This window comes from Mycolicibacterium stellerae (assembly GCF_003719305.1).
GTDB classification, from domain to species: Bacteria; Actinomycetota; Actinomycetes; order Mycobacteriales; family Mycobacteriaceae; genus Mycobacterium; species Mycobacterium stellerae.
In genome coordinates, this window is record NZ_RARC01000087.1 from 1 (window position 1) to 528 (window position 528).

General features: G+C 64.2%; 1 protein-coding gene. It reads right to left on the bottom strand.

Annotation, left to right across the window (positions count from 1 at the left end; translation table 11 throughout):
* A partial coding sequence (locus tag D6M19_RS34075; protein ID WP_164478838.1) for a beta-ketoacyl synthase N-terminal-like domain-containing protein occupies positions 1 to 528 on the bottom strand: 528 nt, incomplete at both ends.

Sequence of the window (528 nt, forward strand, 5' to 3'; positions counted from 1 at the left end):
GAATTTTGTTGCGCCTTCGCCGGCGTGGGGTGTGAGGGTGGTGAAGTTGAGGTGTTTGGGGATGTGGCCGTGTTTGACACTGAGCACCGTCTTGATGAAACCGGTGATGCCTGCGGCCGATTCGAGGTGGCCCAGGTTGGTCTTGACCGATCCCAGCACCAGCGGTGCGGAACCGTTGCGCTCGGAGAACACGGCGCTGAGTGCATCCAACTCGATCGGATCGCCCAACGCGGTGCCGGTGCCGTGGGCTTCGATGTAGTCGATATCGGCCGGCGACAATCGCGACCCGGCCAGCGCCTGACGAATCAGCGCCTGCTGAGCTGGCCCGTTGGGCACGGTCTGGCCACTGCTGGCGCCGTCCTGGTTGACCGCAGAACCGCGCACCACAGCCAGCACCCGATCCCCGTCGGCGAGGGCATCGCTGAGCCGCTTGAGCACCACCACCCCACAACCCTCACTGCGGACATAGCCGTCAGCACCGGCATCAAAGGTCTTGCACTGACCATCCGGCGACAACATCCCAAACCG